A 21,584-nucleotide genomic window follows, 5' to 3' on the forward strand; every position below is an offset into this window, starting at 1 on the left:
ATGGCCACCGCCACCAAAACCGGCGCCCCCGCCCACCGCCTCGGCCGCCTCTACCTGCGGCGCTTCCTGCGCAACCGGCTCGCCGTCGCCGGCGTCGCGATCTTCGCCCTGCTGGTGCTGTTCAGCGCGTGCGGCGGACTCCTCACCCCGTACACCTACGCCGACACCGACTTCGCGGCGCTCACCCAACCGCCGAGCGCCACCCACTGGTTCGGCACCAACCAGGGCGGCAACGACGTCTACGCCTCCGCCGTGCACGGCCTCCAGCGGTCGCTGGTGATCGCGGTCAGCGTCTCCGTGCTCACCGTCACCGTCGCCGCGGTCATCGGCTCCGGCGCCGCGTACTTCGGCGGCCGGATCGAGCGGCTGACGCTCGCCGTCATCCACTTCCTGCTGGTCGTCCCCTCCTTCCTCATCCTCGCGCTGGTCTCCCACCGGCTCGCCGGGGACTGGCGGGTGCTGATCGTCGTGCTGACGGTCTTCGGCTGGATGTCCACCGCCCGCGTCATCTGGTCCGTCTCGACCTCGCTGCGCGAACGGGACTACGTGACGGCCGCGGAGTTCATGGGCGTCGGCGCGCTCCGCATCATCCGGCGCCACCTCATCCCCAACCTCGGCTCGCTGCTGATCGTCAATCTGACGCTCGGCGTGGTCACGACCGTCCTGAGCGAAACCGCCCTCTCCTTCCTCGGGTTCGGCGTCCAGACCCCGGACGTCTCGCTCGGCACGATGCTCGCCGACGGCGCGGGCACCGTCACGAGCGCCCCCTGGCTCTTCGCCTTCCCCGCGGGCCTGGTCGTCCTGCTCACCGTCTCGATGACCCTCATCGGCGACGGACTGCGCGACGCCCTCGACCCCACCTCCGTGACCGGCGCCGCTGGAGGCCGACGATGACCCGTACGACGACCCTGCCCCGCCCGGCACCGCGGCCCGGCACCACCACCCCCGTGCTCTCCGTACGGGACCTGCGGATCTCCTTCCCCTCCGAAGCCGGGACCGTCGAGGCGGTGCGCGGCATCTCCTTCGATCTGCTGCCGGGCCGCACCCTCGGCATCGTCGGCGAGTCCGGCTCCGGCAAATCGGCCACCGCGATGGGCGTCATGGGCCTGCTGCCGCCCACCGCCGACCTCACCGGACAGGTCCTGCTGAACGGCCGTGACCTGGTCGGACTCGGCGACAAGGCGCTCTCCGCGGTCCGCGGCGCCGACCTCGGCATGGTCTTCCAGGACCCGCTGTCCGCCCTCACCCCGATCTTCTCCGTCGGCCGGCAGCTCTCCGACGCCCTGCGCGTCCACCGGCGTCTGACGAAACGCGCCGCCTGGGACCGCGCCGTCGAACTCCTCGACCTCGTCGGCATCCCCGACCCGCACGAGCGCGCCCGCGCCTTCCCGCACGAGTTCTCCGGCGGCATGCGCCAGCGCGTCGTCATCGCCCTGGCCATCGCCAACGAACCGTCCGTCCTCATCGCCGACGAACCCACCACCGCCCTCGACGTCACCGTGCAGGCGCAGATCCTCGACGTGCTGCGGGTGGCCCAGCGGGAGACCGGCGCAGGCCTCGTCCTCATCACCCACGACCTCGGCGTCGTCGCAGGTCACGCCGATGACATCGCCGTGATGTACGCGGGCCGCATCGTGGAGCGCGCCGGCGTCCGGGAGCTGTTCGACCGGCCGGTGATGCCGTACACCGCCGGGCTGCTCGCCGCCGTCCCCACCGTGGACAGCGGGGAGCGCCGCCCGCTGATCCCCATCGGCGGCGAGCCGCCCGCCCTCGTCGATCCGCCGGCCGGCTGCGCCTTCGCGAGCCGCTGCCGCGTCGCCGTCGACGCCTGCCGCACCACCGACCCCGCACTGCGCGACGTCCCCGGCCACGGACAGGCCGCCTGTCTGCGCGCCGACGAGGTCGCCGACGGCACGCTGGACCCCGCCGGGAGCGCACCGGAGGAGATCTCCGGCGCCGCGCGGACCGCGCCCGGAGAGGTGGTGCTCCGCGTCGAGGACCTCGTCAAGACCTTCCCCGTCACCAAGGGCGCCGTCCTGCGGCGCCGGGTCGGCACGCTGCACGCCGTCAACCGCGTCAGCTTCGAGCTGCGCGCCGGGGAGACCCTGGGCCTGGTCGGCGAGTCCGGCAGCGGCAAGACCACCACGCTGCTGGAGATCCTGCGGCTCAAGCGGCCCGAGGGCGGCCGCATCGAGATCGCCGGAACCGACGTCGCGGGCGCCGGGGCGCGCGTGCGGGAGCTGCGGCGGGACGTCCAGATCGTCCTCCAGGACCCGCTGGGCGCCCTCGACCCGCGGCTGCCGGTCCACCATCTGCTCGCCGAACCCCTCCAGGCCATCGGCGCCGACCGGGCCACGATCGATGCCCGCGTCCCCGAACTCCTGCGCCTGGTCGGGCTGGACGGCGCGGTGAGTGACCGCTTCCCGGCCGCGCTCTCCGGCGGCCAGCGCCAGCGCGTCGGCATCGCCCGGGCGCTGGCCACCGAGCCGAAACTCCTCGTCCTCGACGAACCGCTCTCCGCCCTCGACGTCTCCGTACAGGCCGGAGTGATCAACCTGCTGGCGCGGCTGCGGCGGGAACTCTCCCTCGCCACCCTCGTCGTCGCCCACGACCTGGGCGTCGTCCGCTACCTCTCGGACCGCATCGCCGTGATGTACCTCGGCCACCTCGTCGAGACCGGCCCCACCGAGGCGCTCTTCGCTAACCCCCGCCACCCGTACACCAAGGCGCTGCTCTCCGCCGTCCCGGTGCCCGACCCGGAGCGCGAACGCGCCCGCGAGCGGGTGGTCCTGGAGGGCGAGCAGCCGAGCGCCACCCGGCTGCCCGAGGGCTGCGTCTTCGTGGACCGCTGCCCGCTGTATCGCCTCGCCGGTGCGGACCTGCGCCGCCGCTGCCGCACCGAACGCCCGGCCCCGGCCGAGGCCGGCGGCGCCCCCGGCCACCGCTACGCCTGCCACGCCGGCTGACCCCGAACCCTCTCTCGCCCGCCCCGAAACACAGAAGGAACCCCGCCGCCATGCGCGCAAGACTGGTCCTGCCCACCGCCCTCGTCGCCGCCGTCTCCGTCGCCGCCACCGCCTGCCAGGCGCCCGCCGCGAAGGTCACCACCGACGGCCCCAGGACCGCGTCGGCCGCCGTCGACTACAACCCGCAGCCCTACGACAAGATCAAGGACGGCGGCACCTACACCACCGCCGGCACCTTCGACGACCAGGGCAACCCGTTCAACGTCAACGCCACGCTGACCGCCGCCCGCGTCTGGAGCTGGTACAACGCCGACGCGATCACCTACTCGCCCGCGGGCGAGGTGCGGTACAACCCCGACTACTACAGCGACGTGAAGGTCACCGTCGACGGCGGCGACCAGAAGGTCGTCCTCACCCTCAACCCGAAGGCCACGTTCAACGACGGCACCCCCATCGACTGGCGGGCGATCGAGGCCACCTGGAAGGCCAACAACGGCTCCGACAAGGAGTACGCCGCCGCGTCCACGGACGGCTACGACCGGATCACCGCCGTCGAGCGCGGCAAGGACGCCAAGCAGGCCGTCATCCGCTTCAAGGGCGTCAACCCCGCCTGGCCCGCCCTCTTCAGCACCTTCCTGCACCCGAAGGCGGCCACCGTCGGGAACTTCAACACGGCGTACGTGAAGAAGGCCCACCCGGAGTGGGGCACCGGACCGTACACCGTCGGCAGCTGGGACACCCACTCCGGCAACATCACCTTCGTCCGCAACCCCGGGTGGTGGGGGAAGAAGGGCAAGCTCGACAAGCGCGTCTACGTCAATCTGGAGTCGACGGCGGCGGTCAACGCCTTCAAGAACGGTCAGCTCGACTACACCTCGGCCGTCGACGCGGAGAGCCTCAAGCAGCTCAAGGGCCTGAAGGGCACCGAGATCCGCAGCGGCGGCAGCCCCTTCGAGTACTCGCTGAACGTCAACACCAGGTCCCCGATCCTCGCCGACAAGGCCGTCCGCAAGGCCGTCATCGAGTCCGTCGACCGCCCGCAGATCGCCCGCATCCAGTTCCAGGGCCTCGACTACAAGGAGCCGCTGCCCGGCTCGGCCGTGCTCTACAGCTTCCAGAAGGGGTACGAGGACAACGTCGCCGCCGCGGTGAAGTACGCACCCGGCGACGCGCCCAAGACCCTCGACGCCGCGGGCTGGAAGCCCGGTCCGGACGGCATCCGCGTCAAGGACGGCAAGAAGCTGGAGATCGGCTACACCCTCCTCGGGGACGACCCGCTCGGCAAGGCCACCGCGGGGGCGCTGGCCGCCATGCTGAAGCCCGCCGGTATCCACCTCGTGATCAAGAAGGGCGACGACGCGGACTTCGCCAAGATCCTCAACGAGCGCCGCTTCGACCTGATCCTCTCCGGCAACCGCTCGATGGACCCGTTCGGCGCCCGCTACCTCTGCGACTTCTACTGCACGGGCCGCGACTCCAACCTCACCGGCGCCGGCACCCCCGCCCTCGACAAGGAGATCCGCGCCACGTCCGCCATCGCCGACCTCACCGAGCAGGCGGCCGCGGTCAACAAGGCCGAGCGGAAGGCGCTGGCGCAGTACGCCTTCCTGCCGCTCTTCAGCGGCCCCTCGACCTACGGCGTGAAGAAGGGCCTGGCCAACGTCGGCGCGACGATTTTCCACAGCCCGCTGCCGGAGACGGTCGGCTGGCAGAAGTGACGCCCGTGGGCCCCCGCCCCGCGCCGGTCGCGCGGGGCGGAGGCCCGTGGTCCGGCGGGCGGGCGGCCCCGGGGGAGCGGTGGCGGTCCCACCGGAAGCGGCGGTGAGCGCCGCGGCACCTACTCCGACGAGCTGAGCGCCCCCTCCTCGACGGCACCGGAGCGCAGCCCCGCGGTCCACTTCTCCTCGATGCGGCCGAACTTCCAGACGGCGAGCGCGACCACCCAGGTGGCGAAGAAGAGGCCGACGATGACGAAGCCGACGAGGTTGAGGTCGAGCCCGGCGATCCAGTCCCAGAAGAAGCCGTGCAGACCGAGCTTGTCGGCGAGCAGACCGAGGAGTTCGACGGTGCCGATGAGCAGGGCGACCGCGACGGAGAGCCCGGTGATGGTGAGGTTGTAGTAGACCTTGCGGACCGGCTTGGAGAACGCCCAGCCGTAGGCGAAGTTCATGAACGAGCCGTCGATGGTGTCCAGCAGGCTCATCCCCGCCGCGAACAGCACCGGCAGGCAGAGGATGGCGTACCAGGGCAGCCCGGAGGCGGCGCCGGACCCGGCCAGCACCAGCAGCGCGATCTCGGTCGCGGTGTCGAAGCCGAGGCCGAATAGCAGGCCCAGCGGGTACATCTGCCACGGCTTGGTGATCGACTTCATGACGCGGCCGAGCAGCCGGTTCATGAACCCGCGGTTGTTGAGCTGCTCCTCCAGGGCGTCCTCGTCGAACGACCCGGCCCGCATCCGCCGGAAGACCCGCCAGATGCCGACGAGGATGACGAGGTTGACCGCGGCGATGACGTAGAGGAAGACCCCGGAGACGGTGGTGCCGATCAGCCCGGTGATCTCGTGCAGCCGGGAGCCGTCGTCCCGCACCGGCCCGGCGAGCGTCTTCACCCCGAGCGACAGCAGGAACGCCAGCCCGAAGACGACGCTGGAGTGCCCCAGCGAGAACCAGAAGCCGACCGACAGCGGACGCTTCCCCTCACCCATGAGCTTGCGGGTGGTGTTGTCGATGGCGGCGATGTGATCGGCGTCGAAGGCGTGGCGCATGCCCAGCGTGTACGCGGTGACCCCGATGCCGATCCCGAAGGTCTTGGTGCCCAGGCTGTAGTGCTCCGGCGCCACGATGGCGACCAGCGTGAACCACCCGATGACGTGCAGGGCGACGATGAACGAGGCCATGCCCGCCATCCGGCCCCACTCGGCGCGGGTCATCGAACGGGCGATGCGCTGACGACGGGTGAGCGCGGTACCGGCCGCGGACGGGGACGTGGGCATGGACACTGCTTTCTTCCGAAGGACGTACCCTTCCACATTCCTGCGGGTCGGTTTTACCTGCAACCAATGTGCAGTAAAGCTTCGGTCCGGCTCCCTCCGGCGAAATCCGCCGCCGGCCGACCGTGATCGACACCGGATTTCCCTGTCCGGCGTCCATTTCGCGGCGCCGCACTCTCATGGCGGCGGCACCCGAAAGACGCTGCGCACGGGGATGAACAGGCACACACAATCCCGACGCGGGAAACCGCCCGGGCTGTCGGTTCCGGCTCGGGTGGATGGTGCAGGATGGGCCGCGGATGTGGTGCGATGTGTACCGCACCCGGCGGTGTTTGTATGTTTATCCCTGGAATTGGTCGATGTGGATATTGCGTCAGGCAGTGCCCCCACGGATGAGGTGAAGCGGTGAACGGCCCCGATGCCACCGATGAGCAGTGGGAAGGTCTGGCCGAGGTCGTCCCGCTGCGTAGCGGCAGTGAATGGCCTTCCTGGCCGGATCACCGCGCGCTCCCCGATGACGATCCGACCGAGGAGAGCCGCCGCTTCGTCGTGATCCGGGTGCAGACCTTCGCGGACGCCCGCGAGGTCGCCGAGTACCTGATGGCGCAGATCCCCGTACTGCTGGATCTCAGCAGCGCCGACGCGGATGTCGCCAAGCGCATCCTGGATTTCTCCAGCGGCGTCGTCTTCGGGCTGGCCAGCGGAATGCACCGCGTGGACACCAATGTCTTCCTGCTCGCGCCCCCGGGAACGGAGGTCGCGGAACCGGTCGCGGGTGGCGTCCCTCATTCGTAGGAAGAGCCGACGATGTAACGGTTCTCCGGCGAGTGCCCCGTGGGACCCTGCATAGCGTCGAGCTATGCATAGCGACAGCGCGCGTCCCGCGCTCACCGAGTTACGGCTCTCCGCCTTCCGCAACCACCGGGGCGTCAGCCTCCCGTTGAGCCCCGTCACCCTGCTGACCGGCCCGAGCGGCAGCGGCAAGACCGGGGCGCTCCAGGCGTACGGCATCCTCGCCCGGCTCGGCGCAGGGGAACGGCTCGCGGACGCGCTGGCCTCGGTCCCCGGCGGCGCCCCGGCGTGCGTACCGGCCGACGCGCGCCCCGACGAACAAGGTCGCCGGGGTTTTCGCATCGGCTGCACCGTCGACGGTCCGGCCGGGCCGGTCCACCTCGATCTGGCCGTCCAGACCGAGCCCGATCTGCGGATCGCCGGGGAACGGCTGACCGGCGGCGGCGCCACCTTGCTCACCACCGCCCTGACGGATCCGGACCGCCGCGCCGTGCAGGCCGCCTGGCACACGGCGGGCGCCGCGCCCGTCACCCGCGCACCGCTGCCGGACGATCGCCTCGGCACCCCGCTGTTGCCGCTCCGCGTCGCGGGCAAGACCGCCGGCCAGCGCCTGGTGCTGGCCGCCGCGGAGCAGGTCGTGGTGGCGCTCAGGTCGGTGTTCCGGTGCGATCCGCGGCCGGAGGCGATCCGCGGCGAGCGGTCCGCCCTCGGGCACGCCGGAACCGCCCGGCCCGGGGGCGCACCGGACGGCCGTGCCGCCCAAGGGCGACACGCCGCCGTCCGCTCGGGCACGGCGAGGCGGATCGCGGGCGGCACCGCCCTGGACAACCCGGCGGACGAGGCGCGGTTGCGGCCCTCCTGCGACAACCTGTCGGCGGTCCTGGAGCGGATGGCCGAGGAGCGCGCACGGTGCCACGCCGGTCTGGCGGTGGCGCTACGGGCCGCCTCCGCGGGGGCGGCCGAGGGGCTGCGCACCGTGCCCCGGCAGCCGGACCGGCGTTCGGCGGACGACGGGCGGAGCGGCGCCGGTCCGGCGCCGGGCCCGGTGACGCCCGGGGGCGGGACGGCCGGTTCGACGGGCATCCAGGCCGTCTTCGACCGGGGGCGCCCGGACGCGATGCCCCTGGACCGGCTCGGCGACGGCGAACTGCGCTACCTGGGGCTCGCCGTGGTGCTGCTCACCGGGCCCTGGGCGCTGGCGATGGACCCGGTGGCGGAGATCCCGGAAGCCCGCCAGCAGCTGACGGTGGTCGCGGACGGCGCGGACCGCTGCATGGACGCCCGGCAGGCGGCCGAGCTGATGGCGCTGGCCGTACGGATGGCGGACCGCGGCCGGGTGCGGCTCCTGGGGACGGTGCGGGATCCGGCAGCCGCCGACGGACTGCCCGGGGTGCGGGTGCTACACCTGGGGGCATGAGTGAAGATCTCCACACCCTCCAGCGGCGACTGGCCGCATTCGCCGCCGCACGGGACTGGCAGCAGTACCACAACCCCAAGAACCTGGCGGCGGCGCTCAGCGTCGAGGCGTCCGAACTGGTCGAGATCTTCCAGTGGCTGACCCCTGAGCAGTCGGCCGCGGTGATGGCCGAACCGGCCTCCGCGCACCGCGTGGAGGACGAGGTCGCGGACGTCCTCGCCTATCTGCTGCAGTTCTGCGAGGCCCTGGGGATCGACGCCCTGACGGCCCTGGCGGCGAAGATCGAGCGCAACGAGTCCCGCTTCCCCGCGGTACGCGACGCCCGGCCGGACCGCGACCGTACGGCGGACGGCACTTCGGACGGCACTTCGGACGGGCCCGGCGGGGCGGATTCCGCCTCCTGAGCTTCGTCCTGCGGTTCCCCGCCGTTCCCCGAGGGCGCCCGTCCGCGGGGCAGAAACAAGGGGAGGGCCGGGTGGCGCCTCCTTGCGCGAGAGGAGTGAGGACGGCCGGCCCCGCTCGGGACCGGCCGTCCTCACTGCCGGGTGGCCGGTTCGGACGGACGCGCGGGACGCTTTCGGGCGTTCCGCCGGAGCCGGGCCGACGTCCGCGGTGAGTGATGCGCCGCCTCTCGTGACGGAACGGGACGCCGTGCCGTCCGGGGCCGAAGGGGCGGCCGCGATCCAGCGGCACGTCGGATCGCGAGGGGGAGACCGTGACGGAAGTGACCAGAGAGACTCGGGCATGCCATAAGTCACTCTCCGGAGTCATGGATCTCTCCACATCGCCTTGGTTGTCCACAGATCTGCGAATTCCCCTGGCGTTTTTGGGTGTTCACCCTCACTCTGGGTAGTGGAAGAGTGTGGGGTGAGACGGATGACGACGAAGGGAGGAACGCGCATGGACGCGGTGCGGATCATCGCGGCCAGTCGGCGCGGTCTGGCGGAGGCGAGCACGGTGCGCGAAGTGGTCGTCGAGGCGTGGCAGGCGCAAGCCCTGGCCGAGGCGGTCGGGAGCCATCTCGCGATATTCGGCCCGTACGAAGTGCGGTCCCGGGCGCGCGGCTTGGGCGATGCGGGCGGGCGCTTCAGCGGGGGACTGCTGTGCACGGTGGCGGGGGCGGGCGGCCTGCGGGCGGCCCGGCTGACCGAAGTGAAGGACGTCAGAGCCGCGTTGACGGGCCTGAGCGGACTGCTGAGAGAGGTCTGCGAGGTGCTGGTGGGCATCGTCTGCACGGCGGACGAGGAAGGCATGTACTGGACCTGCGTCGAGGTGATGGACTCCGCGGACGAATCGCGTGACCGCATAGCCGGAATACTCGAAAAGCTGGAGGTGCGCGACCGCGACCTCGCCTGAGACGCGGCGCTGCGGACCGGCCGTCTCCTCCTGGCCCTCCGCAGACCTGATGCCCTCGGCCGTTCGTTCCCGGCCCTCCGCAGGCCCGCCGGCCCGGCCGTTCGCTCCGGCCCTTGGTCGGCCCGGTCCCATCGGACCGCTCCCGGCGGCGCCGGACCCGCATTCCCCGCTGTGACGTCCGCCGCGGCAGGCCGACGCCGCAGGAGAACGCGCCCATGGCCTTGCCGATGGCTCCTTCCGTTCGCCGGATGCTTCGATCCGGGGCGCGCGGTCCGCGGCGACGGTTCCACGGGGGCTGAGCGTGCAGGATGGAGGCATGGATCTGCGTATTTTCACGGAGCCTCAGCAGGGGGCTTCCTACGACACCCTTCTCACCGTCGCCAAGGCCACCGAAGACCTCGGCTTCGACGCCTTCTTCCGCTCCGACCACTACCTCGCGATGGGCAACTCCGACGGCCTGCCCGGCCCGACGGACGCCTGGATCACCCTGGCCGGTCTCGCCCGTGAGACGCGCCGCATCCGCCTCGGCACCCTGATGACCGCCGGCACCTTCCGCCTGCCCGGTGTGCTGGCGATCCAGGTCGCCCAGGTCGACCAGATGTCCGGCGGCCGCGTCGAACTGGGCCTGGGCGCGGGCTGGTTCGAGGAGGAGCACAAGGCGTACGGCATCCCCTTCCCCAAGGAGAAGTTCGCCAGGCTGGAGGAGCAGCTCGCGATCGTCACCGGCCTGTGGGGCACCGCGCCGGGCGAGGAGTTCTCCTACGACGGCACGCACTACCAGCTGACGAAGTCGCCCGCGCTGCCCAAGCCCGCCCAGCACAAGGTCCCGGTGCTGATCGGCGGCCACGGGGCGACGCGTACGCCGCGGCTCGCCGCGCAGTACGCCGACGAGTTCAACATCCCGTTCGCCTCGCTCCAGGACACCGAGCGTCAGTTCGGCCGGGTGCGGGCGGCGGCCGAGGCAGCCGGACGCAAGGGCGACGACCTGGTGTACTCCAACGCCCTCGTCGCCTGCGTCGGCAAGGACGACGCCGAGGTGGCGCGCCGCGCGGCGGCCATCGGGCGGGAGGTGGACGAGCTGAAGGCCAACGGCCTGGCCGGCTCGCCCGCCGAGGTCGTCGACAAGATCGGGCGGTACGCCGAGATCGGCGCCTCCCGCGTCTACCTCCAGATCCTGGACCTGGACGATCTGGACCACCTGGAGTTGATCTCCGCCCAGGTGCAGTCGCAGCTCGGCTGAGCCCGGCGATTGCCGCACCGGGCGCGGAACCGGCGCGCGGCACGCAGACGAGGCGCCGAGGGCCGTCGGACCGTGCGGGCGAACCGCTGGCCCGACGGCCCTTGTGTTGCCCCGGACTTCAGGGCCCGCGCCGGGGCTGCCGTCAGACGCAGCGGCGGAGACGGCCGGTCGTCGGGGCGCGGATCCGGGCGCGGACATGACGGCGTAACCGTCCGCCGAGGCGGTGGGGGAGACCGGGACGGGCGGCTGGACCGCGCGGGCGATTTGCCGAGGCCGCCGATATGAGGCTTTGCCGTAATTGCCGTCAACTCGACGCCTCTCCGGGGGCGGTGTCCGAGGCCGCGTGGCGCCATGTTGACGACGGCTCGGAGGAGGGCAGCGGTACGCCGGTGGCCCCGGGCGCCGTAGCGGAATCCCGCCGGGCGGTACGGCGGGGCCCGGCGGGGGCGTTCCGGATCCCGTGCGGGAGAGGGACGGGCGGGACGGCCGAGGCGATCGGAATCGGCCACGGGGGGAGTCCGCCGGCGACTCGCGAACGGGGCGGTCCGGACGGCCTGTCAGACCTCGGGGCGTCGCACACCGTCCGCGTGCGGCCGTCGCGCAAGCCGGCTTCCTGGCTCTGTCCGGGAGCCGTCCGAGGCGCGTTCGCTTCGTCGCCACTGAAAAGATCCCGGCGCTCGCGGCGTCCCGCCGGTGCGCCGACCGGGCGGGCGCCGGCGCCGGAGCGCGAGGGCCGCAGCGGTCGGCGGCCCGGGGCGTAGAGGCGGCGCGCTGCCCGCTGCCCACGCGGTGCGCGGCGCGAACAGCGGAGCGGTGCGCGCCTGCCCGGCGTGCGGTTCCGCCGATGCGCCCCGACGCGGAACAGCCCGCGGCGCCGCCGGGGCGGGCCGGACCCGGAAGCCGCCGGGACCGCCCGGCTCGGCGCTTCGGCTCACGCCTCCGGGGGCGCACCCCGGCACGCGCCCGGCCGAACGCCGACCCCGCTCCCGGATCAGGGAACACCCCGACGTGTCCCCGAGCCGTACCCCCACTTCTCCCCCGAATCGCGCGGGCGGCGTTCGCCGCGGGGCGGAAGCGGCCAAGATGGAGAGATGGGATTCCAAGTCGATTCCGAGGCCGGGCGGCTGCGCCGCGTCATCCTGCACCGTCCCGATCTGGAGCTGAAGCGGCTGACGCCGACCAACAAGGACGCGCTCCTCTTCGACGATGTGCTGTGGGTGCGCCGGGCGCGGGCGGAGCACGACGGGTTCGCCGATGTGCTGCGCGACCGCGGGGTGGCGGTGCATCTCTTCGGCGATCTGCTGGCCGAGACGCTCGCCCTGCCCGTCGCGCGCGAGCTGGTCCTGGACCGCGTCTTCGACGAGAAGGAGTACGGCCCGCTCGCCACCGACCACCTGCGGGCCGCGTTCGATGCGCTGCCGGTCACGGAGCTGGTCGAGGCGCTGGTCGGCGGCATGACGAAGCGGGAGTTCCTGGAGCGGTACCCGGAGCCGACATCGGTCCGCTTCCATGTGATGGAGCTGGACGACTTCCTGCTGGGCCCGCTGCCCAACCACCTCTTCACCCGTGACACCTCCGCCTGGGTCTACGACGGGGTGTCGGTCAACGCCATGCGCTGGCCGGCCCGGCAGCGCGAGACGGTGCACTACGAGGCGATCTACACCCACCATCCGCTCTTCCGGGACGAGGATTTCCGGATCTGGTCGCAGGGCCAGGCCGACTACCCGTCCACCATCGAGGGCGGTGACGTGCTGGTGCTGGGCAACGGCGCGGTGCTCATCGGGATGAGCGAGCGGACCACTCCGCAGGCCGTCGAGATGCTGGCCCGGGGGCTCTTCGCCGCCGGATCGGCCCGCACCATCGTGGCGCTGGACATGCCCAAGAGACGCGCCTTCATGCACCTCGACACGGTCATGACCATGATCGACGGCGACACCTTCACGCAGTACGCCGGGCTCGGCATGCTCCGCTCGTACACCATCGAGCCGGGCGGCGGCGAGGGCGACCTCAAGGTCACCGACCACCCGCCGGAGCACATGCACCGCGCGATGGCGGCGGCGCTGGGGCTGAGCGACATCCGGGTGCTCACCGCCACCCAGGACGTCCACGCCGCCGAGCGGGAGCAGTGGGACGACGGCTGCAACGTCCTCGCGGTGGAGCCGGGCGTGGTGGTCGCCTACGAGAGAAACGTCACGACCAACACCTTCCTGCGCAAGCGCGGCATCGAGGTCATCACCATCCCGGGCAGCGAACTGGGCCGTGGCCGGGGCGGCCCGCGCTGTATGAGCTGTCCGGTGGAGCGCGACGCCATACCGGGCGGCTGAGGCAGGCGGACGGCGGGCGGACGGCGGCCGCCGCCGGGCCACGGCGGGAGGAGGGGCCGGGTCGGCACCGGCTCTGACCCGGTCGTATCCTCGCCCGGTTCCGGGTCCGAACCGGGCGCGTCCCGGTCCGCTCCGGGGCCGCCCGCACCGCTCCCGGCAGACCGCCGTACGGCGCGCCGGGGCGGTCCGGGTATCCCACTCCTGAATAGTGATGCGAATGCTCGTATACACTTCCAGAGTTGTTGTCCGAAACACCCCTCGTGCCCCGATGCCGTGAACCAGGAGTCACCATGGCGATAGATCTCACCGGCCGCCACTTCCTCAAGGAGCTGGACTTCACCGCCGAGGAATTCCGCGGGCTGGTCGACCTGGCGGCCGAGCTGAAGGCCGCCAAGCGCGCCGGGACCGAGACCCAGCGGCTGCGCGGCCGCAACATCGCCCTCATCTTCGAGAAGACCTCGACCCGCACCCGCTGCGCCTTCGAGGTCGCCGCCGCAGATCAGGGCGCCTCGACCACTTACCTCGACCCGTCCGCCTCACAGCTGGGCCACAAGGAGTCCGTCCGCGACACCGCGCGCGTGCTCGGGCGGATGTTCGACGGCATCGAGTTCCGGGGCAGCTCGCAGACGGACGTCGAGGAGCTGGCCGCGTACGCCGGCGTCCCGGTGTTCAACGGCCTGACCGACGACTGGCACCCCACCCAGATGCTCGCCGACGTCCTCACCGTCGTCGAGCACGGCGGCGGCCGCCCGCTGTCCGGCACTGCCTTCGCCTACCTCGGCGACGCCCGCTCCAACATGGGCAACTCCTACCTCGTCACCGGCGCCCTGCTCGGTATGGACATCCGGATCGTGGCGCCGCGCCTGCTCTGGCCGTCCGACGAGGTCGTGGCGCAGGCCGAGGCGCTCGCCGCGGCGAGCGGCGCCCGCATCACGCTCACCGAGGACGTCGCCGAGGGCGTGCGCGGCGCCGACTTCGTGACCACCGACGTCTGGGTCTCCATGGGTGAGCCCAAGGAGGTCTGGGACGAGCGGATCGCGCTGCTCGCCCCGTACGCCGTGACCATGGACGTGCTGCGGGCCACCGGCAAGCCGGACGTGAAGTTCCTGCACTGCCTGCCCGCCTTCCACGACCTGGGCACCTCGATCGGCCGGGAGATCCACGCCCGCCACGGCCTGACCTCGCTGGAGGTCACCGACGAGGTCTTCGAGTCCCCGCACTCCGTCGTCTTCGACGAGGCGGAGAACCGCATGCACACCATCAAGGCCGTCCTCGTCGCCACCCTCGGCGGCTGACGACCGCCGCCCGCGGGGTGCGCCCGGCGCACCCCGCACCGCATACCCATACGTACAAATGGGCGATCATGCAGTCATAGCGGTTACCATCGACCGCTCACGGGTTCCCGGCCCACCCGGCCGCACCCCGTTTCTGCCCGCCGGACTCGACCAGCCCCGGCAGCGCGCCCCGCACCACCAGAGATGAGAACCACCCCATGCGCCCGTCCGCAGCCCCCCGCCCGTCCCAGGCGCGGCGCGCACCGCTCGCCGCCCGCCCCGGACTGCGCATCAAGTCCCCCGATGCGCTCCTCGCCGAATCGGGCACGGACCTCGACGGCAACGGCCTCACCCGCAGCATGGGGCTCTTCCAGGTCGTCTGCTTCGGCATCGGCGCCATCGTCGGCACCGGCATCTTCGTCGGCCTCTCCGACACCGTCGCCCACGCCGGCCCCGCCGTCCTCATCTCCTTTGTGCTCGCCGCGCTGACCTGCGTCTTCACCGCCTTCTCCTTCGCCGAGCTGGGCGGCGCGATACCGGTGTCCGGCAGCTCGTACTCCTACGCGTACGCCACCCTCGGCGAGCGGACCGCGTTCCTCGTCGGCTGGTGTCTGCTGCTGGAGTACGGCGTCTCGGTCTCGGCGGTCGCGGTCGGCTGGGGCCAGTACCTCAACGAACTGCTCGGCAGCCTCGTCGGCTGGCAGCTGCCCGCCGCGCTCGCCAGCCCGCCCGGCGACGGCGGCATCGTCAACATCCCGGCGGTCGTCGTCATGCTGCTCGCCGCGACGCTGCTGGTGCGCGGCATCCGGGAGAGCGCCCGGGCCACCGCCGCCATGGCCGTCCTGAAGATCGTGGTGCTGCTGCTGTTCTGCGGCATCGCCCTGACCGCCTTCCGCGACGGCAACCTCACGCCGTTCGCGTCCGAGGGCGTCGCCGGGATCACCTCGGGCGCCTCCGTCGCGTTCTTCTCGTACATCGGCTTCGACGCGATCACCACCGCCGGTGAAGAGGTCAAGAACCCGCGGCGGAACATCCCGCTCGCGATCATGATCTGCATCGGCGTGGTCACCGTGCTGTACTGCCTGGTCGCCCTCAGCGCGATCGGCGCGCTCTCCGCCGGGGACGTCGCCGACAAGCCCGCCGCGCTCTCGCTGATCGTCAACCACGTCACGCACTCCGCCGTCGGCGGCGGGGTGATCGCCTTCGGCGCGGTCGTCGCCATCGCCTCCGTCGTCCTGGCGGTCATGTACGGCCAGACCCGCATCCTGATGTCGATGTCGCGTGATGGCTTGATCCCTGGGGTCTTCGCCCGGATCTCGCCCCGCACCGCCACGCCCGTCGCCAACACCTGGATCGTCGCCATCGTCTTCGCCGTCCCCGCGGCCGTCGTCCCGCTGGACGTGGTGATGAACCTGACCACCATCGGCACCCTGTCGATCATGGCCGTGGTGAACATCAGCGTCATGGTGCTGCGCCGCACCCGCCCCGGTCTCGCCCGCCGCTTCCGGGTCCCGCTCTTCCCGCTCAGCCCGATCCTGGGCATCGCGTTCAGCATCTATCTGATCTACGGCACCGGCCGCGCGACCTGGCTGGAGTTCGGCGGATTCCTCGTCGTCGGCGCGATCGTCTACGCCTGCTACGGACGCCGCCACTCCCGTCTGCGGACCGCCCCGGAAACGGCGCCGGACGCGGCGGGGGCGCAGCCCGCCGACGAGGCGCACCGCTCGGAGCCCGCACCCCTGAGCTGACCCGTAGGGGCCGGGGCCGCCCCGCGGGCGGTCGCCGGGCCCCGGGGCGGGGGGCTCAGACCGCGGTGCGGGCGTCGCTGCCGCGCGGCTCCAGATGGCTCAGCGCGCCCGGCGTCGCGATCCCCGGCAGGGTGTGCTTCCACAGTGTGGTGACCCGCTCCGGCAGATCGACGCGATCGCTCGCCGCCAGCGAGAACAGCTGAACGCCGAAGTACGACGCGACGAAGAACTCCGCCGCCGCCTCAAGTGAGATGCCGGGCAGCAGCTCGCCGATCTCCCGGGCGTCGGTGAAGATCTTCACGAGGAGATCGATCCACGCCTGGTACGGCACCAGCGGCTCCTCGCTGAACGTCGTCTCCAGCGCGATGCGGGTACCGGCCTGGAGCAGCGCGTCGTCCCGCAGCGCCACCGCCAGCTGGTGCGTGAAGTCGATCGCGTCCTGGAGCCGGGAGGCGCTGACCTTCTGATCGAAGTGCAGCGTCTGTTCCATGATCACCGCACGGGCCAGCTCGTGCTTGGAGGAGAAGTGGAAGTACAGCGCGCCCTTGGTGACACCGGCCCGCTGGATGATCTCCGCCATCGTCGCGGCCTCGTACCCGCGGACACCCATCACCTGCGCCGCCGCCTCAAGGACCGCACGTCGTGTGCGCACTGCGCGTTCCTGCTTGACCACCGTTCGCCCTCCGTATGCTCTCGTGGAGTTGTTGTGCCCGAGTGCGCCCGTCGCACGTGGCCGGGGTCTCGTTCCGCATCATAAGGATCCAACTGCTCGGTCCGGCCCGGGAATCGGCGTCGGCCCGTGCCTCACGGAGCGCGAGCGCCACACCGGGCAGCCGCCGACCGCCCCGCCGATCATCGCCGGAGCCCGCGTGCCGCACGGCTCGCCAGCCCGCTCGGCGCGGCGCGCTCCCGCCTCGCCGAGATGGTCGCCGCCGCCCCCGGGACCTGCGCAAGTACCGGCCGGTACGCGGGAGATGACCGTGGTCGTGGCGGTGCGGGCCCGGCTCGTGGGCCTCCGGCCGGCCGTGTCGGCGCTCCGTTCGCGCGGTGCGCGGCGGGGCGCGGTCGTCGGTGGGGCGGACGCCGAACCGTACAGCCGGTTGACGCACGGTGAAACTGTCCGGCACTCCTGGGGTTGGCGGGAATTCGTCGCCGCCGGTCTCGACCGGGTGAAACGCCTCGAACGGGACGGGGTGCCCGGGGCGGGCCGTGTCCGGCGGTTGCGGGCCGCCGCGCGGTTCAGCCGGCGGCGGGGGCCGGGACGGGCGCGGGGGCGTCCGGGAGCAGCGTCCAGACGTCGGCCAGCGCCGCCTCCGTCCACCAGGCGGGGTCCTCGTAGCCGAGGTGCAGCAGGCCCACCACGACCGAGGTCAACAGCTGGGCGGTGCGGCGCGGTTCGGTTTCCGATCGCGAAGCGCCGCCGGCCCCGCCGGTCATCGCCTTGTCGAGGAAGAGCGCGTACCAGCGCCGCTCCAGGGAGGTGATCTCCAGCCCGGGCGCGGTCTCGGGACGCAGACGCAGCCCCGCGCGCAGCACCGGATCGCTCTCCACCCGCAGGAACAGCTCCGCGGCGAAGTCCTGTACGGCGGTGCCGATCGGCTGCGGTGAGCGGATCAGCTCCTCCTCGATCCGCTGCAGGGTGCCGAGCGCCGTGTCGTGCACCGCGAGGGTCAGATCGTCCTTGGAGGTGAAGTGGAAGTAGAGCGCGCCCTTGCTCAGCCGGGCCCGCCGGCTGATCTCGACCATCCCGGCCGCGGCCACCCCTTTCTCCAGGAAGGTCTCGGCGGCCGAGCGGATGAGCGCCTGGCGGCTCTGGATGGCGCGATGCTGCGTGGGCACGGTGTCCGTCCCGTCTCTAGTGCGGCTGCGAGCTGGCAGGACAGTCTACTGAGAAAACCAACCATGCGGTTCTGTATGGCCTTCCGGAATGGCCGGTATGGAGTGCGTGGCGTCGCATAACGTTCGCCCGCCCGGCCGCCGAAAAATGGTTGAACGGCCCACGATTTCCTTGTGAGGCCTGGGATCACGCGGGCGGAACGCTTCTGGGACGGGAGTGCATTGACAAACAGCGCAGACGGTTTTTAAATCTGCGAAGGCGGTAAACGGGATCCTCCTCTTCCGTGGTGACCGCCACGGCGGTGGCGCACCGCACCGGGACAGCGGTGTGCCACGGAGGACCCTCCCCAGCCGTCGCCCGTCGTCGACCGCGGGCCACCGGGACCAGCCGGACGGCCACGCTCCCCAGCCAGTGCACCCATCGGAATCCGGAAAGGTCTCCAGCCATGCGCGTATCAGCGGTAGTCGGCGAACGTCCTGTGAGAGGCGTACGGGGCGCCGGAAGCGAGACGATCAAGGCTGCCGTCTTCGATCTGGACGGCACCCTCGCCAATACGCGCCCGGCCATCGCCAAACTCCTCGTCAAGGTCGCCGCGGAGCAGGGCCGTACGGTGACCCCGCGGCAGGCCGCGGCCGCCGTCGGCAAGCCCCCGGGCCAGGCGTTCGGACGGCTGCTGGGCAAGCCCGAGGACGACGCCCAGGTGCTCGCCGCGATCAACCGCTATCGCGAGCAGTTCGCCGTCGATGTCATGTGCCTGGGGCCGCAGTTGCTGTTCCCGGGTGTAACGGCCGGACTCTCCGCGCTGCGCGCCCACGGCGTGGAGCTGGCCGTCGCCACGTCCAAGTCGACCCGTGGCGCCGAGGCGCTGCTGGACGTCATGGGCATCCGTGAGCTGGTCGGTCCGGTCATCGGCCAGGACATGGTCCGCCGCGGCAAGCCGCACCCGGAGATGGTGCTGCGGGCCGCCGGGCGGCTCGGCGTCGCCGCCTGGGAGAGCGCCTACGTCGGGGACACCGTCGGCGACATGCGGATGGCGGTGACCGCGCGGATGGAGGCGGTCGCCGTCACCTACGGCGCCGGGACGTTCGGGGAGCTGGCGGCGGTCGCCGGTACCCGGATGTGCAGCTCGTTCAAGGATGTGGTGTCGGTGATCGCCGCGGCCCGGCCGCGGCGGATGCCGGCTCCGGCGCTGGCGGCGCAGCGGCGCCGCCGGTGACACCGTCGCGGGCGCCGGGTGCGTCCGCGGCACGAACCTGAAGGGCCGTCGGCCCTGACGGGGCAGCGGCGCCGGGGGGCGCCGCTGTCCGGTGCCGGTGCCGGGGGGTGCCGTCATCGAGGGGGAAGGGGCTGCCGCCGGGGGGCGGCGCCCGTAGGGGGAACGGGTGCCCGTGGGGACGGGCGCCCGCAGTGATGCCCGCCGGGGGGCGGGTGCAGGAGGGGCGTTCCGGGGGGAACCGGATCCCGCGGTCACCGCGGCCCGCCGCAGAGCCGTGCGGACGGGCCGCCGCGCCGTGGCGCCGAACCGGACGCCCGTCCGCCCGTTGCCGCATACGCCGGCGACGGGCGGAGACCGCCGTGCGGGCCCCCGGTCAGCCCTCCGTAAGGAGGGGAGAGGGCAGACCGGGGTCCGCCGGGCGGACGGGGATGTCGCGAGAGCGTGCTGCCGCAGCGGCGGCGCCCGATGCGGCTGTCGGCCGGGGCGTGGTGCGCCGCCCCGCGGAAGCAGCCGCTCACCGGCCCCGAACAGCCGCTCACCGGTCCCGCGGCGACGGTCCGGGCCCGATTCCCGGGTGAGGCGTACGGGCGCCGCCCTGGGGCGGTGGGGAGCGTCCGCGTCGAGATCACTCGGACGAGCGAGGGCACGCGGCGGTGGATCGCGCCTTTCGTGCGCCGTTGCCGCGCCGGGCGGCGGGCGTGGGGGCGCGGGGCGGCGTGGCGCCGGGCGGCGGCTGTCAGTGGCGGGTGTCACGCTGGATCGAGCGCCTCGCGAAAGGGACGGTCATGATCACCACCGAATTTCTGCTCGGCTCGCCCTGCTGGCTCGATCTCGGCACCCCGGATCTCCGGAAGGCGACGGCCTTCTACGGCGAGGTCTTCGACTGGACCACCGAGCCGTTCGGGGACCAGAAGACCGGCGGGTACACGGTCTGCCGCCGGGACGGGAAGGTGGCCGCCGCGATCGGCCCGTCGGCGGAGGCGGGCGCCCGCCCGGCCTGGACCGTCTACTTCCACACGCCCGACGCCGAGGCGACGGTGCGGGCGGTGCGGGAGGCCGGCGGCGAGGTGCGGGTCCCGCCGACGCCGGTCGGCGGCGACAACGGCCGGCACGCCCAGCTCACGGACCCGCAGGGCGGCCGGTTCGCGGTCTGGCAGCCCGGTGCGCATCCGGGCCTGGAGGTGGCGGACGTACCCGGCAGTCTGGAGTGGACGGAGCTGTTCACCACCGACGCGGCGGCCGCGCAGCAGTTCTACGGCAAGGTCTTCGGCTGGCACACCCAGGAGATTCCGCTGCCCGGCGGCGCGGAGGGCACCTACACGCTGGTGACGCCGCACGGCGCCGGGCAGGAGCGGACGCAGGGCGGCATCATGCAGCTCCCGGCCCAGGCGCTGGCGGAGACCGGCGGCGCGGCGTACTGGCACCCGGTGTTCGGCTCCGCCGACTGCGATGCCACCGTCGCCGCCGTCACCGCGCGGGGCGGCGCCGTCCGGATGGGCCCCGAGGACGTCGAGGGCGTCGGGCGCCTCGCGGTCTGCACGGATCCGGAGGGGGCGGAGTTCGTGGTGCTGACGCCCGCCGAGGGCCAGGGGGTGTCTCCCTGACCCTCCGCGGGCCGTGGTCACCGGGAAGCCTCCCGGGGACAGCGGCCGGGCCGCGCTATCCGGTCGGTGTCCCCCGGTGGGCCCGCAGCGCCCGGGAGAAGAGGTCGCGGTCCTCGCCCAGGACGAAGGCGGTGACGCCGTCGGCCCGCCAGTCGCGGCGGCGTTCCTCGGTGGTGGCCATCGCGCAGAACGGCACGCCGTGCCGGGCGCAGGCAGCCCGGAGGGCGGCGACCGCCTCCCGGACCCGCGGATGGCGCACCTGCCAGGGCACGCCGTACGACTGCGACAGATCGCCCGGCCCGGGCAGCACGAGATCGACGCCGCCGCCGGTGAGGACGGCGTCGATGGCGTCGACCCCCTCGGCGTCCTCGATCAGCGCGATCACCATGACCGCGTCGTTGGCCGCGGTGAGGTACTCGGGCAGCGGGAGGGTGCCGTAGCCGGGGCCGCGGCCGCCGTTCAGGGAGCGCATGCCCTCGGGTGCGTAGCGGGCGGCGCGGATCGCCGCGTCGATGTCCGCACGGCCGCGCACATGCGGCACCACGATGCCCATGGCGCCCGCGTCGAGCGCCCGCAGCACGGCGCCCGGATCGCCCTCGGGCACCCGGACGAACGGCGTGAGGCCGCAGGTCTCGGCTGCCCGGATCAGATGCTCCAGCCGCTCGGCGCCGACGAGGGTGTGCTCGGTGTCGAGGATGACGAAGTCGTATCCGGTGTGCCCGATCATCTCCGTCACCGCGGGGTCGGGGATCACCCCGAACAGCCCGTGCACCTCCTCGCCCGCAGCGAGCTTCCGCTTGACCTCGTTGGGGCGCAGCACC

The 21,584-nt window shown here is 72.5% G+C and carries 17 protein-coding genes; 13 read left to right on the forward strand and 4 right to left on the reverse strand.

Annotated elements, in window-relative coordinates; translation table 11 throughout:
- Genes ABT345_RS20215 through ABT345_RS20225 form a run of 3 tightly spaced genes read left to right on the forward strand, consistent with a single transcriptional unit; the run spans nt 1 to nt 4,684 of the window.
- Nucleotides 1–894 (forward strand): ABC transporter permease, encoded by an 894-nt coding sequence (locus ABT345_RS20215; RefSeq protein WP_345085323.1) that lies wholly within the window; start codon nt 1–3, stop codon nt 892–894.
- The gene (locus tag ABT345_RS20220) at nt 891–2,966 is read left to right on the forward strand and encodes a dipeptide ABC transporter ATP-binding protein (RefSeq protein ID WP_345085326.1); all 2,076 of its coding nucleotides are present in this window, start codon (nt 891–893) and stop codon (nt 2,964–2,966) included. Before ABT345_RS20215 ends, ABT345_RS20220 begins: the two co-directional genes overlap by 4 nt.
- A 50-nt stretch (nt 2,967–3,016) precedes the next feature.
- Nucleotides 3,017–4,684 (forward strand): ABC transporter family substrate-binding protein, encoded by a 1,668-nt coding sequence (locus tag ABT345_RS20225; protein WP_345085329.1) that lies wholly within the window; start codon nt 3,017–3,019, stop codon nt 4,682–4,684.
- Between the two features lie 119 nt (nt 4,685–4,803).
- Here ABT345_RS20225 and nicT read toward each other — a convergent pair whose 3' ends face one another.
- Nucleotides 4,804–5,958 (reverse strand): Nickel transporter NicT, encoded by a 1,155-nt coding sequence (gene nicT / locus ABT345_RS20230; RefSeq protein ID WP_345085332.1) that lies wholly within the window; start codon nt 5,956–5,958, stop codon nt 4,804–4,806.
- A 402-nt stretch (nt 5,959–6,360) separates the two neighbouring features.
- Between nicT and ABT345_RS20235 the strand changes: the two genes are divergently transcribed.
- From ABT345_RS20235 to ABT345_RS20270, 8 genes are all read left to right on the forward strand, one after another.
- The gene (locus ABT345_RS20235) at nt 6,361–6,750 is read left to right on the forward strand and encodes a cell division protein SepF (RefSeq protein ID WP_345085335.1); all 390 of its coding nucleotides are present in this window, start codon (nt 6,361–6,363) and stop codon (nt 6,748–6,750) included.
- A gap of 64 nt (nt 6,751–6,814) precedes the next feature.
- The gene (locus ABT345_RS20240; RefSeq protein ID WP_345085338.1) at nt 6,815–8,164 is read left to right on the forward strand and encodes an AAA family ATPase; all 1,350 of its coding nucleotides are present in this window, start codon (nt 6,815–6,817) and stop codon (nt 8,162–8,164) included.
- Entirely contained in the window at nt 8,161–8,568 is a 408-nt protein-coding gene (locus ABT345_RS20245) for a nucleotide pyrophosphohydrolase (protein ID WP_345085342.1), read from the forward strand. The genes ABT345_RS20240 and ABT345_RS20245 overlap by 4 nt, the downstream gene beginning before the upstream one ends.
- A gap of 496 nt (nt 8,569–9,064) precedes the next feature.
- Entirely contained in the window at nt 9,065–9,520 is a 456-nt protein-coding gene (locus ABT345_RS20250) for a DUF6099 family protein (protein ID WP_345085863.1), read from the forward strand.
- A gap of 316 nt (nt 9,521–9,836) precedes the next feature.
- Nucleotides 9,837–10,760 (forward strand): LLM class F420-dependent oxidoreductase, encoded by a 924-nt coding sequence (locus ABT345_RS20255; RefSeq protein WP_345085346.1) that lies wholly within the window; start codon nt 9,837–9,839, stop codon nt 10,758–10,760.
- A 1,091-nt stretch (nt 10,761–11,851) separates the two neighbouring features.
- A complete protein-coding gene (locus ABT345_RS20260) occupies nt 11,852–13,084 on the forward strand; it encodes an arginine deiminase (protein ID WP_345085349.1) in 1,233 nt (410 codons plus the stop codon).
- A gap of 290 nt (nt 13,085–13,374) precedes the next feature.
- Nucleotides 13,375–14,379, forward strand: coding sequence for an ornithine carbamoyltransferase (argF, locus tag ABT345_RS20265; protein WP_345085352.1), 1,005 nt, complete (start codon nt 13,375–13,377; stop codon nt 14,377–14,379).
- 197 nt (nt 14,380–14,576) lie between these two features.
- Entirely contained in the window at nt 14,577–16,106 is a 1,530-nt protein-coding gene (locus ABT345_RS20270) for an amino acid permease (RefSeq protein WP_345085355.1), read from the forward strand.
- Between the two features lie 55 nt (nt 16,107–16,161).
- On the opposite strand, the gene ABT345_RS20275 is transcribed toward ABT345_RS20270, so the two are convergent.
- The gene (locus ABT345_RS20275; RefSeq protein ID WP_345085359.1) at nt 16,162–16,758 is read right to left on the reverse strand and encodes a ScbR family autoregulator-binding transcription factor; all 597 of its coding nucleotides are present in this window, start codon (nt 16,756–16,758) and stop codon (nt 16,162–16,164) included.
- 587 nt (nt 16,759–17,345) lie between these two features.
- The gene (locus tag ABT345_RS20280; RefSeq protein ID WP_345085362.1) at nt 17,346–17,945 is read right to left on the reverse strand and encodes a TetR family transcriptional regulator; all 600 of its coding nucleotides are present in this window, start codon (nt 17,943–17,945) and stop codon (nt 17,346–17,348) included.
- Nucleotides 17,946–18,421: 476 nt separating this feature from the next.
- Between ABT345_RS20280 and ABT345_RS20285 the strand changes: the two genes are divergently transcribed.
- Both ABT345_RS20285 and ABT345_RS20290 read left to right on the forward strand, forming a co-directional pair.
- Nucleotides 18,422–19,159 carry an HAD family hydrolase gene (locus ABT345_RS20285; RefSeq protein ID WP_245654883.1) on the forward strand — a complete coding sequence of 246 codons (738 nt, stop codon included), beginning with the start codon at nt 18,422–18,424 and terminating at the stop codon, nt 19,157–19,159.
- 785 nt (nt 19,160–19,944) lie between these two features.
- The gene (locus ABT345_RS20290; protein ID WP_345085370.1) at nt 19,945–20,763 is read left to right on the forward strand and encodes a VOC family protein; all 819 of its coding nucleotides are present in this window, start codon (nt 19,945–19,947) and stop codon (nt 20,761–20,763) included.
- 55 nt (nt 20,764–20,818) lie between these two features.
- Here the strand turns inward: ABT345_RS20290 and ABT345_RS20295 are convergent, their stop codons facing one another.
- Entirely contained in the window at nt 20,819–21,583 is a 765-nt protein-coding gene (locus ABT345_RS20295) for an HpcH/HpaI aldolase family protein (RefSeq protein ID WP_345085373.1), read from the reverse strand.
- Nucleotide 21,584 lies beyond the last annotated feature (1 nt).

Origin of the sequence: Streptomyces sp. NPDC000404, assembly GCF_040300365.1 — a bacterium.
In the GTDB taxonomy this organism is placed as follows: Bacteria; Actinomycetota; Actinomycetes; order Streptomycetales; family Streptomycetaceae; genus Streptomyces; species Streptomyces ramulosus.

What these genes read in the sequence shown, in the direction of transcription:
- ABT345_RS20215 (WP_345085323.1), top strand. Translation starts at nt 1, where the DNA reads ATGGCCACCGCCACCAAAACCGGCGCCCCCGCCCACCGCCTCGGCCGC.
- ABT345_RS20220 (WP_345085326.1), top strand. Translation starts at nt 891, where the DNA reads ATGACCCGTACGACGACCCTGCCCCGCCCGGCACCGCGGCCCGGCACC.
- ABT345_RS20225 (WP_345085329.1), top strand. Translation starts at nt 3,017, where the DNA reads ATGCGCGCAAGACTGGTCCTGCCCACCGCCCTCGTCGCCGCCGTCTCC.
- nicT (WP_345085332.1), bottom strand. Translation starts at nt 5,958, where the DNA reads ATGCCCACGTCCCCGTCCGCGGCCGGTACCGCGCTCACCCGTCGTCAG.
- ABT345_RS20240 (WP_345085338.1), top strand. Translation starts at nt 6,815, where the DNA reads ATGCATAGCGACAGCGCGCGTCCCGCGCTCACCGAGTTACGGCTCTCC.
- ABT345_RS20245 (WP_345085342.1), top strand. Translation starts at nt 8,161, where the DNA reads ATGAGTGAAGATCTCCACACCCTCCAGCGGCGACTGGCCGCATTCGCC.
- ABT345_RS20250 (WP_345085863.1), top strand. Translation starts at nt 9,065, where the DNA reads ATGGACGCGGTGCGGATCATCGCGGCCAGTCGGCGCGGTCTGGCGGAG.
- ABT345_RS20255 (WP_345085346.1), top strand. Translation starts at nt 9,837, where the DNA reads ATGGATCTGCGTATTTTCACGGAGCCTCAGCAGGGGGCTTCCTACGAC.
- ABT345_RS20260 (WP_345085349.1), top strand. Translation starts at nt 11,852, where the DNA reads ATGGGATTCCAAGTCGATTCCGAGGCCGGGCGGCTGCGCCGCGTCATC.
- argF (WP_345085352.1), top strand. Translation starts at nt 13,375, where the DNA reads ATGGCGATAGATCTCACCGGCCGCCACTTCCTCAAGGAGCTGGACTTC.
- ABT345_RS20270 (WP_345085355.1), top strand. Translation starts at nt 14,577, where the DNA reads ATGCGCCCGTCCGCAGCCCCCCGCCCGTCCCAGGCGCGGCGCGCACCG.
- ABT345_RS20290 (WP_345085370.1), top strand. Translation starts at nt 19,945, where the DNA reads ATGATCACCACCGAATTTCTGCTCGGCTCGCCCTGCTGGCTCGATCTC.